The organism is Cutibacterium equinum, assembly GCF_028021195.1.
Classification (GTDB): Bacteria; Actinomycetota; Actinomycetes; order Propionibacteriales; family Propionibacteriaceae; genus Cutibacterium; species Cutibacterium equinum.
Genome location: NZ_CP115668.1, coordinates 2,261,556 through 2,273,705, shown reverse-complemented (window position 1 = coordinate 2,273,705; position 12,150 = coordinate 2,261,556). Strand labels below are relative to the sequence as shown.

Genomic DNA, 12,150 nt, shown 5'->3' with positions numbered 1-12,150 from the left:
TGGGGAACGGACGGTCAAGGAATTGGATGCTGACCATCAAGGCTGATGACTTTACCCGTGAGGAGGTAGAGGAAAAGCTGAAGAAATACGACTATCTGGGGCAGCTTGAATGTGGGGAAGAGTCGGGCTATCTTCATTGGCAAGTTCTTATTGAGAACAAAACCGCTATCAAGTTTGAGACGCTGAAAAACAAGTTCAGGACTGCTCACTGTGAAGTGGCTAAGAACCCTGCTGCTTGCCGGAAGTACGTGTCTAAGGAAGAGACGCGCGTTCCAGGTGAAGAGTTGTTGCGTGGTGGTAAGTTTGTTAATTGGGAGCCCGAAACCAAGGAAGTGTTAGGAGACGCTGTGAGCGACCTTCGCCATTCGATTTTGTTTGAGGACAAGTCTGCTGATGAGTTGATACTTTCTGATGGGCGCTATCGTCCATACGTCGCTTACGCCAAAGAGCTGGAGAGGATTAGAGATGCGTCTAAGTTTGGGCGTTCTCCACGAGAGTCGGTTAATGTGCGTTATGTGTATGGCGCTCCGGGCGTAGGGAAGACCTGGGGTGTATACGAGGAGTTCGGCTATCCGGATGTGTATTCCCCTGGGACCTACATCCACCCGTGGGATGAGTATCAATCTCAACGTGTTCTATTGTTGGATGAGTTCGATGGACAGATTGAGTTTGAGCTGCTGCTCAAGGTCTTGGATATCTACCCGTTAACTCTCCCGTGTCGTTATCAAAACAAGTATGCGGCGTGGGATACTGTGATTATGGTGAGCAACAACCCGTTGGAATGTCTGCCGTATCGAGATAGGGTGTCTGCGTCTAAGTGGGCGGCGCTTCTTCGTAGGATTGATGTGTACGAGGAGATGGTTTCTCGTGGTGTGTGTGAATCTCGGTTAGATAGGGTTCAGAAGACTTCCGCGTAAACGTTCATGGCGTCTTTTTGCGCCTGTTTGCTGATGGTCGTGTAGTAATGAGTCATCGCTTCAGATTGGTGTCCCAAAATGGTTTGTGCGATTTGTGGTGATACGCCTTGAGATGCCAACAGGGATGCTGTGATTTTTCGGTTAGAGTGTGGTCTCCAGATGTCGTCTTCTCGGAGTTTCTTACCGTCTTTAGTCATGTAGGCTTCCAGGGTTTTGTGCCATATACGGCTGTACTCGGGGTATGTGATTGGTTTACCATTGTTCTTTAAGAAGACGAGATTTTGCGCCCATTCTTCCTGGGCTTCAATCTTCTTGTCTCGTTGAAGCTTAAAAGCTGCTATCCAATCTTTTGGTAGAATCAACGTTCGAGCTTGCTTCGTCTTCGTCTCAGGCTGGATGAAGTAAGTTCCATCGTTGCGTCTGATGAGCTGTTGTTTAATCTCGAGTTGAGTCATCCGCTGATGAAAGCAGTCCCAGGTAATTCCGAGTGTTTCTGCTCTACGGAGCCCAAGAAACATTGCGAAGATGAGTGGGTAATGCTCATGATATGGACAATCGGGATTTTTGAGCCATCTGATGAGATAGCGGGCGATGGTGGCGCGCTTGTCAGCGTGAGCTATATCTTCTTCATTGACTTTTGACCGCGCTTTAGGCGTTGAAACACTGTTCATGGGATTAGTCTTTAGGACTTCATTTTTCACGGCGTGATTAAGAAGCGCTTTAAGTGTCTTGTAGACAGCTTCCACAGCGCTTGGTCCTGCGTGGACAAGTTCAGGGTTGTGAAGAAGCGTCTTCAGTGTATCGGGCGTCAGCTCTTCCAGTGGAGTGCTTCCTATCTGAGGGCTTGCCCACTTGCGATAGCGTCGCTTGTGCGCTTCAGCGGTCTGCGGTTTGATGCTGTGGGCGTCTAAAGACTGCTCTAACCAACGTTCTACGTACTGGTCGGTAGTTATACCGCCTCGTCGCCTGCTGGGCCTTCCTAAACGCTTCTGAAGGTTGTTCCTGAGTCGCTGGTTAGCTTGACGCGGAGTGCGTCCTCGCCCTCTAACTTGTAGGCGTCTTCCTTCTTCGTCTTTCAAGACTTCCTCAGCAATCCAATAATCATACGTATGTTCAGTGCCGTTGCTGGACATGACCGTCTCGCTACGCTGGTAGAGGCTCGCCATGTCGTCAGCATATTAGGCGTCGTATTAGGCGTCAAACGTGGCTCACATAGTCTCCGCAGAGCGCGGTTTACCGCGCTTTTTCATCCAGTCTGTCATCCTCAGTGGGGTCGACCTGGCGTCCTTGCCTAGGGCTGAGCTCGTCGAGGGATTGGCGAACTGACGTCACTTCCCGTTTTGGCGCGCGCCGTAGGAAGCCTCTGCGGCGTCCCCCAGGTCAAAACTCTGTGAGAGTTGCTGTCGCCGTGACCGTGCCGTCGGGGCGACGGACCTGGGCTTCCCCGTTGTCGACGTCAACCGTCAGTCGAGTTGGGGCGGTCGCGGGCGCGGGGAATCTGTAGGAAAACTCTTTACCGATGAAGTCCTCGTCCGCGAAAGCCTGCGCAAGGAGAAGGGCCTGCAGCGGTCCGTGGATCACCAAACCGTCATGGCCCTTGCGACGGCAGAAGTCGCGGTCCCAATGAATGCGATACGGGTTGGCTGTGAGGGCTGAGAAGGTCACCAGGAGAGGTTCGGTAGCTAGGAATCCGTCACCGTCGGTCTGCCCGGCATCCTCGGGAGAAGGAACCGAGGAGTGGGCTGGCAGGAAGACGTAGTCCTGCTCGTCAACGAGGCAATCATGGCCGTCTTGGGTCCAGACGGATCTCATCGTCACGAAGTGAAGGGGGCCGCGGCGCCCCTGCTTGTCTGCGACCGAGGCGATCTCAGTGGTTCGACTGGTCTCGCAATTGAGGGACAGCGGGGCGAAGGTGCGAATCCGACCACCCGCAAACATCCTTGTCATCCCCGGTTTTGGGGTGATAGGGGAGCCGATAGTGTACCCGTCCTCGTCGAGGTTGGCGGGGTCGACAGGATCGAGGAGGAGTACCCAGTGCCAGCACGGCGGAACGACGTCGCTGGGTTCGGGGGAATCCAGCAGTGCTGCCAGGCCGCGCAGGTCGTCGGGGCGCAGGTGGGTCATTCGGCCAAGCCGTAGAGACGGTCGCCTGCGTCACCGAGACCGGGGACGATGTAGCCGTGCTCGTTGAGGTGATCATCGACGCCGGCAACGACGAGGTGGCAGGGGACGTCGAGGTCGCTCACGAGTTTGCGGAAGTTCTCGATGCCTTCTGGGGCGGCCAGGATGCACAGGCAGGTGATGTGGTCGGCGCCGCGGCGGACCAGGAACTCAACGGTGCCGCCCAGCGAACCGCCGGTGGCCAGCATCGGGTCCAGGACGTAGCACTGACGACCGGAGAGGTCCTTGGGAAGGCGCTCGGCGTAGGTCATCGGCTGGAGGGTTTCCTCGTCGCGAGCCATGCCGACGAAGCCGACTTCGGCTGATGGGACGAGGCGCATCATGCCTTCGAGCATTCCCAGGCCAGCACGAAGGATCGGGACAACGAGCGGCTTGGGGCGGGCCAGGGCGACCCCCTCGGTGGTGATGAGCGGGGTGGTGACGGTGGTCGGCTCGATGCGTACCTCGCGGGTGGCCTCGTAGGCCATGAGGGTGACGAGCTCCTCGACAAGCTGGCGGAAGACGGGACTGGGGGTGTCCACGGAGCGCAGCAGGGTCAGCTTGTGAGAGACGAGGGGGTGATCCATGACATTGAGTTCCACGAGACCAACCTTCGCACATGAGGGGTTGTTGACGGGACTCGGCCACCGGTTTTGGAGGTTGGTCGGGGGTTAGGTCGTGGGTGGTGCTGGACAGGGGAGCCGGTGGTGGTGGGCAGTGCGGCCGGGGTGACTATGGGGGCGCTGGTGGAGTGGGGCCGGGGTGCGGCCTTGGCTCTGCTCCTGACCGTACCTGCGCCAGGTGTGTCTCATCTGCGCCAATTTTTTTGGCGCAGGTGAGACACACCTGGCGCAGCTGGTGGAGGGGTGGCGCAGGTGAGACACACCTGGCGCAGCTGGTGGAGGGGTGGCGCAGGTGAGACACACCTGGCGCAGCTGGCCGGGGTCACGCTGGCTGGGGTCACGCTGGCTGGGGTGACCGGGTCGGAGGCTAGCTGCGGAATCCGGTGCGATCCCAGATGAACCGCAACCCCGTCCACATCACCGACGCACCACCGAGAACCCTCCTCCTCTGAGTAGTTCGCGCTCAAATCGGGCCTGCTGCTGTTTCCGCGGCCAGATGTCTGCCACGATGGACATGTTCACCCCTCAAGGAGGTCGTCATGTCCCGGTTCAGTGATGACGAATTCGTACCCGACGATGACGTCAAGTCCTTCGACGCTGATGATGTCGATGACTATGACGATCTTGACGATTACGACGACGTGCCCGATGACGAGGACGATTACGACGACGATGATGACTATGACGACGATCTCGAGGACGCCGGCGAGGACGAGATCGACTTCGTCGTAGCCCTCTACAACGATGACGGCGAGCGGGTCGCGGTGCCGATGGAGCCGATGCTTGCCAACGATCTTGACGAGCTCATCACCCAGCTACGTCGTCTGCCCGGCGACGCGGGGGCTGTCGGCATGGTCTCCATCGATCACCAGTTCTACGTCATCGTGCGGGTTCGCGGCCGCAACGTGCAGGTCTTCCTGTCCGACGCCACCCAGGCCAACGACTGGCCGATCGCCCGTGACGTCGCCGACTTCCTGGGCGAGGACATTCCTGACCCCGACGACGACCCGGAGACCATGGGCGACGGCGACATGCTTGCCGACGCTGGACTGGGCGAGTTCGACATGGAGGCCTTCGCTGAGGCCGACGAGGATTCCGACGAGATCCTGTCCGACATTGCCGCCCGGGTTCACTTCGGGCCGCAGTTCGAGCGGGCCGCCAACACGTCGGTGCGCTGAGCCGTGGCTGGCCCGATGCCGGGTTGGCGTCAGGCCATGGCCCAGGCTCTTGACGTGGCCCGTCGTGCTGCTCAGTGGGGTGACGTCCCCATTGGCGCGGTGATCCTCGGACCTGACGGCGAGGTCCTCTCGGAGGCCGGTAATGAGCGCGAGCTGACCGGTGACCCGACCGCCCACGCCGAGGTGCTCGCGATTCGACGCGCGGCGCAGGCGCGAGACGGTTGGCGTCTGGACGACTGCACGCTTGTCGTCACGTTGGAGCCGTGCACGATGTGTGCCGGCACGATCGTCGCGGCGAGGATCCCGAGGGTGGTCTTCGGGGCGTTCGATCCCAAGGCTGGAGCCGTCAGCTCCCTGTTCGACGTCATGCGCGATCCGAGACTTCCGCACCGGCCCGACGTGGTCTGTGGCGTCATGGCTGAGGAGTCGTCGGCCCTGTTGGGCGAATTCTTTGCCCGGCATCGGGCCTGTACCGTGGACGGGTGACCAATACGCCAACGGAAGTGACGCCGTCGGGACCCGGGGGGCAGACGCCGTCCGATCAAGCTCCGGCGACCGAGGAGAAACGGGTGCGGTTTCCGCGCGTGCGCGCCTACGTCCAGCGCCACGAATTCCTCGCCTCTGTGACGAAGGTCATGAGTGGGACCGGCTTGGCCCAGTTGATCGCTGCTCTGGCCACCCTCTACGTCACCCACCACATTGACCCCTCTGACTGGGGTATTTACGGCGCCATCATGGCCGTCTCCCAGTTCGTCATCCCCGCTGCAGCCCTGCGCTACGACATGGCCATCGTGCTGCCGCGCGACAACTCCGAGGCCAAACGGGTGCTCCGGTTGGCAACCCGGATCAACGCAATCGTCTCGACGCTGGCAATGCTGGCGATGATCCCCCTGGGCGGATTCCTCAGCGGGCTGCTCGGCAAGCCGGAGGCCCGGTGGTGGTTGCTGGCGGTCGGACCGATCGTCTTCACCTACACCCAGGTCAACGTCGTCAATTACTGGGCGAATCGACGCAAACGGTTTGGCGTCATTGGTGCCAACGCGGTGTGGTGTCAGTCGACAACGGCAGTCGGACGTATCACCTCGTGTGCCATCAATGCGGCAGCCTTTGGTCAGGTCGTCGCGACCTTCCTGGGCAAGTGCCTGGCCCTCAACAATTTCCGACGCCGCCTGGGGCCGGACCTGCGCAGCATCAAGGAATCCGACATGCCGATGCGTGCGGTGATGCGCAAGTACCGGCAGTTGCCGTTGCTGACGGCCCCCAACGCCATCGTCGATGCCATCCGACAGCAGGGCGTCAACATGATCATCATGGTGAAGTTCTCGACGGCTGGCTACGGACGATTCAACATCGCATGGACGTTGATGCAGATGCCGGCGTCGGTCATCAACCAGGCGCTGGCCCAGGTGTTCTTCCAGAAGTTGTCGGTCTCGGACGCGGGAAAGTTCTACCAGACCATCAAGAAGTCGGTCGTGAGGTCGTTCCTCATCGGCATCATTCCGTTCGGGCTGCTCTATGTGCTCATCCCGCCGGTGTTGCCGTGGCTGTTGGGCGCGAAGTTCCATCAGTCGGCCGAGATTGCGGTGGCCCTGGTGCCGTGGTTGTACGTCAACTTCGTCACCTCACCGATCTCGAACATGTTCATCGTGACTCGTAACAACGGGATCGCCTTGGCCTTTGCGATTGTGTACGCGGTCGTGCCATTGACCTACCTCAACCTCAGCGACCGGTCGATCGTCGGGACGATTTACCAGATGTCCTTCATCATGGCCGGGCTGCTGGTGTTCTACATCGGGCTGGCGCTCGTGGTGGCCAAGAGGTTCGACAAGAAGAACATGAAGGTCGATCCGGCAGTCGAGACGGCCGAGGAGGCTGAGGTCAACAGCGAGGACGCGGACAGCCGTCCCTGACGTGCTCTGACACCTTGACGACGTGTTCCCGACACCCGGATTTTGGTCAGGAGTGACCGATTCGCTACGCTTGACGACGGTGACGTGTCTGAGCGGCCGAAAGTGCCCGCCTCGAAAGCGGGTGTAGCGAGAGCTACCGAGGGTTCAAATCCCTCCGTCACCGCCGAGAGGGCCCTGGGAGTTGAGAAGCCCCCAGGGCCTTGATCTTTTTTGGTGTTCGTGAGGGAACAGCGTCTCTCAGGGTGTCCATAAGCACGACCGACGTCGCCGGGCTGGGATAATGACCCCGTGCAACCCTCTGACCTCGCCCTGTTCATTGGCGCTGTCGTCGTGTTGCTGGCCGTCTTCCTGGCCCGGATCGGCACCCGTCTGGGGCTTCCCGCCCTGTTGCTGTTCCTGTTGGTCGGCATGGTCCTTGGCCCCGTGGGTTTCGGCATTGACTTCAACGACCTGGACGCCGCACACGCCATCGGTTTCGCCGCCCTCGTCCTCATCCTTGCCGACGGTGGACTGTCGACCAACTGGAAAGACATCCGACCAGCGCTGGGCCCAGCGGCCCTGTTGGCGACCGTCGGAGTCGGCGTCTCCTTCGCCGTCATGACTCTGCTGGGCCATTACGTGCTTGGCCTGCACTGGAGCGTCGCAGCCCTCCTCGGCGCGGCCACCACCCCGACCGACTCTGCCGCCGTGTTCTCCGTGCTCCGAGGGGTTGCCCTGCCCAGTCGCCTCAGATCCGTGCTCGAGGCCGAGTCAGGCCTCAACGATGCCCCGACCGTCCTCGTCGTCATCGCCTTGACCGGGGTCGCAACCGGGGAATCACAGATCGGGGTCCTGCCCCTTCTTGGATCCATCGCCCTGGAGCTCGTCGGCGGCATCCTCGTCGGTCTGACCGTGGGATGGGTGGCTGTCAAGATCGGACGACGCATCAACCTGCCCTCCGGAAACCTTTACGCCATTGCCGCGATGGCCTGGGCGGTCACCGCCTACGGCGTCGGTGTGTGGATCGGGGTCTCCGGATTTGCCGCCGTCTACGTCGCCTCCGTCATGATCGGCAACGGCGATCTGCCCTACCAGCACACCACGAGGGCCTTTTCCGAAGGCATCGGCTGGATCTGCCAGATCGGCCTGTTCGTCATGCTCGGTCTGCTGGCCAATCCCGACCGCCTCACCTGGGCCTCCGTGGGTTCTGGTGCTGCCGCCGGCCTGCTGCTGACCTTCGTCGCCCGGCCCCTGGCCGTCCTTGCCTGTACAACCTGGTTCGGGATCCGGCGCAACGAGCGGTTCTTCCTGTCCTGGGCAGGCTTACGTGGAGCCGTTCCCATTATCCTGGCGACCATCCCCATGGCCTCCCACATGGACCGTGCCGACAAGTTCTTCGACGTCATCCTGGTCCTCGTCGTCGTCTGCACATGCCTTCAGGGTCCAACCCTGCCGGACGCCGCGAAACTCCTTGGTGTCGTCGATCCACAGACGGCCAAGGACGTCACGATCGAGGTCGCACCTCTCGACGAGATCGCCGCCGACCTGTTGCAGGCTGACGTCCCGGAGGGCTCCAGGCTCGCCGGGGTGAGAATCCGCGAACTGAGGCTGCCGCGCAACTGCGTCGTCTCCCTCATCATCCGTGGCGACAGATCCTTCGCCCCGCGTGCCGAGACCAAGCTGGAGCAAGGTGACGAGCTGCTCATCGTCGTCCCCCAGGGACAGCGCCGCTACGTCGTCGAGAGGCTGACTGAAATCGGTCGAGGAGGCCGGCTGGCGCGCTGGTACGGGCTGCGAATCCAGGCCGAATGACGACGCCGACCGCGCTCACCGCCCCGAGCGGGTACGACTAACGAGAAGGCCACGGATCCGTGACGACCCGTGGCCATTGCACAGCAAGCGGTGACCCTCAGGAGTGCTGTGCCTCGGGTGTCTCCGCCAGCACCGACGGGGTTGGTGAGGGCAGGCACACCGGCCCGGCAACCTTCACCGACTTTGGGGCATTCGTCTTGAACTCCGGGTTGCGATCGCCGAGCACCACTTCGACCTCATGGTCGACGCGCTTGGGGTCCGACTTCAGCACAGCTCCCGGGAAGTAGCCGGCCACCAGGGCAACCTCAGGGTCCTTGGCGTCCTGGCCGATGATCGTCACCTTCTTGACCATGGGTTCACGGTTGGCCACGGAGTCGATGATGAACCCGACATTGGCAAGCTGTTTCGACACGCTGCTAGCCAGCCCACGGGTGTGGCCGGAGTTGTACACCGACACCGTGACATCCGTCGTCTTCAACGTGCCCTGGACGTCTTGAGTGACGCAGGGGGTGATCGGTGGCGGGGGAATAGGGGCACTGACGGCCTTCCAGCCGGCGCGGATGGCCACCACGATGAGGACGACCAGGGCCAGCAGGGTGATCGGGGTGCCTGCCATCCTCACATAGCGGCGACGTTCATCGGAAGTCATGACCGGCCGTCAGTTCAGTTCGAGGACACGGGCATGGAGGGTCTGACGCTGCTGAAGGGCAGCACGCAGAGCCCGATGCAGGCCGTCCTCAAGATAGAGATCGCCATGCCAGGACACGACGTGGGCGAAGAGATCCCCGTAGAAGGTGGAGTCGTCCTCGAGAAGGTTCGCCAGGTCAAGATTGCTCTTCGTCGTGACGAGCTGGTCCAGGCGCACCTGCACAGGTGCCAACTGGGACCACTGCTTCTGCGTGTACCCGTGGTCAGGGTAGGGGCGGGAATCACCGACACGTTTGAAGATCACACGACGATCCTACAAGCTTCTCGACGGCGATCTTGGCAGACCTGCCGTGGGTATGTGACAAGCTGAGGTGGGAGGGCATGTGGCTGCTTGACTGCCATCACACGGTCATGTTCAGCACGTGGGCGTTGCACCGGGGCAGCGCCCGGGCCTGAGACTCTGGAAGGACGGTCATGACTGATTTTGACTTCGACAGCCCCACTGTCGAGTGGTTGCGTTCTCGCGGCACGGCCAGGTGGCAAGACGTCGCCGAGGATGTCATCCCGTTGTGGGTGGCCGAGATGGACTTCCGGGTTGCCCCACCTATCCAGCGGGCCATCGAGGACACCGTTGCCAATCACGCCTATGGATACCCGTGCGACAACGGACTGCGTCACTCCTGGGCGGCATGGGTGAAGAAGGTTCAGGGCTTGACGATCGACCCGCTCAAAGTCCGTTACCTGCGCAATGTCTTGTCGGGAGTCCAGCTGGCCATCCGCACCTACAGCGCTCCCGGAAGTCCGGTGATCGTCCCCTCCCCGGCATACATGCCCTTCTGGGAGGTGCCGGGACTGGAAGGCCGCGAGATCATCGCGGTGCCGATGATTGACTCCGATCTGGGTTGGACCCTCGACCTCGACGGTATCGACGCGGCCTTCGGCAGGGGCGCCGGGTCACTCATCCTGTGCCAGCCCTACAACCCATTGGGTCGCGTCTTCACCGCCGACGAGCTGGGCGCACTCGCCGAGGTCGTCGAGAGTCACCACGGGTTCGTCATCTCCGACGAGATTCACGGACCCCTCGTCCCGGCCTGCCCGGAACGCAAGGCCTCGGTGCCTTACGCCACCGTCAGCGAGGCCGCGGCAGCCCACTCGGTACTGGTGTCCTCGGCGTCGAAGTCGTTCAACATCCCCGGCCTCATGACCGCCTTCATCACCCTCTTCACCCCTGAGCAGGCCAAGCTGTGGGACGAGAAGGTCCATCCGCTCGACGCCGCAGGGGCCACCACCATCGGTTTGGCCGCCAACAAGGCAGCTTTCGACTCCGGCCAGGAATGGTTGGACGCCGCCAACCGCTACATCCACGACAACGCGGTGTGGCTCTCAGAGACCCTGGCCGACCAGTTGCCGGCAGTGGATTATCGGGTGCCCGAGGGTACTTACCTCGGCTGGCTCGACTTCTCCGCCTACGAGTTGCCAACCTCACCAGGCCAGTGGCTGCTGCGTCATGCCCGTATCCGCCTCAATGATGGTCCAACCTTCGGACCCGGCGGCGAGGGGCACGCACGTATCAACTTCGCCACCCCGCGCTACCTGCTTGAGGAGGCCGTCGACCGGATGGTCAGCGCGATCAACAGCCGGTGAATCGGTGACCGGTGGCTTGGTGACCGTCACCCCCTTGGTGTGAGAGCCCCTGGCTCCTGAGCAGGGCATGTCGATGCCCACCGGGCGTGCACTCACTTCGAGACGCGCCCGGCTGCGATCCGCCAGTTGGCGTCTGTTGTGTGAAACGCTGGAGTGAAGAACGCGTGTATGCGCGTACGTTCCAGCCCCTAGCGAGAGGTCGATACATGGACATCAGCGCCATGGATCCCAAGGACATCCCCGGACTGTTCGACGCCGAGGTCGTCGGACCGGACGGTGAGAAGGTCGGGACGATCCAGCAGATCTTTGCCGACGAGGTCACCGGTGCCGTGACCTTCGTCACCGTACTTTCCGAGGGCCACGAGTACTTCATCCCGGTACGCGGTGCCGAATACTCAACCAGCCACGTCAACGTGCCATTCGACCGTGACGTCATCAAGACCGCTCCCGAGGCGTCCCAGGAGGAAGACCTCTCGCGTGACCGTGAGGTCGAGGTCTACGGCCACTACGGCATGGAGCCTGCTCGTCGCTCCGGGCTGGAGATCGACGATGACGACATCGTCATTGCCCAGCCAGGCCGCGGTGTCGTCAACGAGTCTGACGCCGTTGATGCGCAAGAGGTCGACGATGAGGTCCTCGATGCCGATGTCGTCGAGGAGGATGTGGATGTCGAGGCCGGTGAGGCCGAGTCCGAAGAAGCCGTGTCCGGTGACGACGAGCGCGGTGACGACGAGGCCGGACAGGACACCGCCATCAGCCCGATCGTCCTTCCTTCTGCCCCCTTCGACGATGACGACTTCCCTGAGGATGCCGACGTCGACGAGGAGAGCCGTCCCGAGGTGCTCAGCGACGGCCACTCCACTGATGACGATGACGACTCTGACGACGAGGTCCGCTCGGCTGAGCCCGCCCCCGCGATGGGCTTGCCGGCTGGTGCGAAGCTGCGTCGCTACGTCGTCACCGACCTGGTGACCGTGCAGATCCCGGTGCGCCGCGAGGTGGTGTGCTGGGAGGACGCCGAGGGCAACATTCACGAGTTCGACAAGGTCGAGGCCCCGGAGGAGGCCAAGAAGGCCGGAGTCCCCGGACAGGCGACCTGGTGGTTCAACGACGGTCCGGAGGCACCCGTCGGCTGATTGTGCGCCCCGAGATCTGCGGCCCGAGATCTGTGGCTTGAGATCTGTGGCTTGAGCAGACGTGAACATGGCGTCAGCCCCCAATCCGCACGGGATCGGGGGCTGACGCTGTTATGGGATGCGCGTGTCCTGACGTCTCGTTC

General features: G+C 61.6%; 12 protein-coding genes and 1 tRNA gene. 8 read left to right on the top strand and 5 right to left on the bottom strand.

The features are described from left to right. The first annotated feature begins 26 nt into the window (after positions 1 to 26). Positions 27 to 917, top strand: a complete 891-nt coding sequence (locus O6R08_RS10315) for a P-loop NTPase family protein (protein WP_271418023.1) — start codon at positions 27 to 29, stop codon at positions 915 to 917. Here the strand turns inward: O6R08_RS10315 and O6R08_RS10310 are convergent. The 3 genes from O6R08_RS10310 to upp form a co-directional block, all read right to left on the bottom strand. Further along, entirely contained in the window at positions 899 to 2,083 is a 1,185-nt protein-coding gene (locus tag O6R08_RS10310) for a tyrosine-type recombinase/integrase (RefSeq protein WP_271418022.1), read from the bottom strand. The genes O6R08_RS10315 and O6R08_RS10310 overlap by 19 nt on opposite strands. 214 nt (positions 2,084 to 2,297) lie before the next feature. Continuing rightward, positions 2,298 to 3,041 carry an acyl dehydratase gene (locus tag O6R08_RS10305; protein WP_271418021.1) on the bottom strand — a complete coding sequence of 248 codons (744 nt, stop codon included), beginning with the start codon at positions 3,039 to 3,041 and terminating at the stop codon, positions 2,298 to 2,300. Further along, positions 3,038 to 3,664, bottom strand: coding sequence for a uracil phosphoribosyltransferase (gene upp, locus O6R08_RS10300; protein WP_271419369.1), 627 nt, complete (start codon positions 3,662 to 3,664; stop codon positions 3,038 to 3,040). Before upp ends, O6R08_RS10305 begins: the two co-directional genes overlap by 4 nt. A 575-nt stretch (positions 3,665 to 4,239) precedes the next feature. On the opposite strand from upp, the gene O6R08_RS10295 reads away from it, so the two are divergent. The 5 genes from O6R08_RS10295 to O6R08_RS10275 all read left to right on the top strand — a co-directional run bounded on the left by O6R08_RS10295 (position 4,240) and on the right by O6R08_RS10275 (position 8,579). Further along, the gene (locus O6R08_RS10295) at positions 4,240 to 4,878 is read left to right on the top strand and encodes a tRNA adenosine deaminase-associated protein (protein WP_271418020.1); all 639 of its coding nucleotides are present in this window, start codon (positions 4,240 to 4,242) and stop codon (positions 4,876 to 4,878) included. 36 nt (positions 4,879 to 4,914) lie between these two features. After that, positions 4,915 to 5,364: a nucleoside deaminase gene (locus O6R08_RS10290; protein WP_271418019.1), complete on the top strand. Its 450-nt coding sequence runs from the start codon at positions 4,915 to 4,917 to the stop codon at positions 5,362 to 5,364. Continuing rightward, positions 5,361 to 6,788 carry a lipopolysaccharide biosynthesis protein gene (locus O6R08_RS10285; RefSeq protein ID WP_408640106.1) on the top strand — a complete coding sequence of 476 codons (1,428 nt, stop codon included), beginning with the start codon at positions 5,361 to 5,363 and terminating at the stop codon, positions 6,786 to 6,788. Before O6R08_RS10290 ends, O6R08_RS10285 begins: the two co-directional genes overlap by 4 nt. A gap of 78 nt (positions 6,789 to 6,866) precedes the next feature. Next, a tRNA-Ser gene (locus tag O6R08_RS10280) sits at positions 6,867 to 6,951 on the top strand. A gap of 125 nt (positions 6,952 to 7,076) precedes the next feature. Then, positions 7,077 to 8,579 carry a potassium/proton antiporter gene (locus tag O6R08_RS10275; protein ID WP_271418017.1) on the top strand — a complete coding sequence of 501 codons (1,503 nt, stop codon included), beginning with the start codon at positions 7,077 to 7,079 and terminating at the stop codon, positions 8,577 to 8,579. 97 nt (positions 8,580 to 8,676) lie between these two features. Here O6R08_RS10275 and O6R08_RS10270 read toward each other — a convergent pair whose 3' ends face one another. Together O6R08_RS10270 and O6R08_RS10265 are read right to left on the bottom strand one after the other, a co-directional pair. Next, complete coding sequence (locus tag O6R08_RS10270; protein WP_271418016.1) at positions 8,677 to 9,228, bottom strand: LytR C-terminal domain-containing protein; 552 nt, start codon at positions 9,226 to 9,228, stop codon at positions 8,677 to 8,679. A gap of 9 nt (positions 9,229 to 9,237) precedes the next feature. Beyond that, entirely contained in the window at positions 9,238 to 9,531 is a 294-nt protein-coding gene (locus O6R08_RS10265) for a type II toxin-antitoxin system VapB family antitoxin (RefSeq protein ID WP_271418015.1), read from the bottom strand. Positions 9,532 to 9,701: 170 nt separating this feature from the next. Here O6R08_RS10265 and O6R08_RS10260 point away from each other — a divergent pair, with 170 nt between their 5' ends. Next, positions 9,702 to 10,871, top strand: a complete 1,170-nt coding sequence (locus O6R08_RS10260) for a MalY/PatB family protein (protein ID WP_271418014.1) — start codon at positions 9,702 to 9,704, stop codon at positions 10,869 to 10,871. 206 nt (positions 10,872 to 11,077) lie between these two features. Continuing rightward, complete coding sequence (locus O6R08_RS10255) at positions 11,078 to 12,007, top strand: PRC-barrel domain-containing protein (RefSeq protein ID WP_271418013.1); 930 nt, start codon at positions 11,078 to 11,080, stop codon at positions 12,005 to 12,007. Positions 12,008 to 12,150: the final 143 nt, after the last annotated feature.

What these genes read in the sequence shown, in the direction of transcription:
- O6R08_RS10295 (WP_271418020.1), top strand. Translation starts at nt 4,240, where the DNA reads ATGTCCCGGTTCAGTGATGACGAATTCGTACCCGACGATGACGTCAAG.
- O6R08_RS10255 (WP_271418013.1), top strand. Translation starts at nt 11,078, where the DNA reads ATGGACATCAGCGCCATGGATCCCAAGGACATCCCCGGACTGTTCGAC.
- upp (WP_271419369.1), bottom strand. Translation starts at nt 3,664, where the DNA reads ATGGATCACCCCCTCGTCTCTCACAAGCTGACCCTGCTGCGCTCCGTG.
- O6R08_RS10260 (WP_271418014.1), top strand. Translation starts at nt 9,702, where the DNA reads ATGACTGATTTTGACTTCGACAGCCCCACTGTCGAGTGGTTGCGTTCT.
- O6R08_RS10305 (WP_271418021.1), bottom strand. Translation starts at nt 3,041, where the DNA reads ATGACCCACCTGCGCCCCGACGACCTGCGCGGCCTGGCAGCACTGCTG.
- O6R08_RS10270 (WP_271418016.1), bottom strand. Translation starts at nt 9,228, where the DNA reads ATGACTTCCGATGAACGTCGCCGCTATGTGAGGATGGCAGGCACCCCG.
- O6R08_RS10310 (WP_271418022.1), bottom strand. Translation starts at nt 2,083, where the DNA reads ATGGCGAGCCTCTACCAGCGTAGCGAGACGGTCATGTCCAGCAACGGC.
- O6R08_RS10290 (WP_271418019.1), top strand. Translation starts at nt 4,915, where the DNA reads ATGGCCCAGGCTCTTGACGTGGCCCGTCGTGCTGCTCAGTGGGGTGAC.
- O6R08_RS10315 (WP_271418023.1), top strand. Translation starts at nt 27, where the DNA reads ATGCTGACCATCAAGGCTGATGACTTTACCCGTGAGGAGGTAGAGGAA.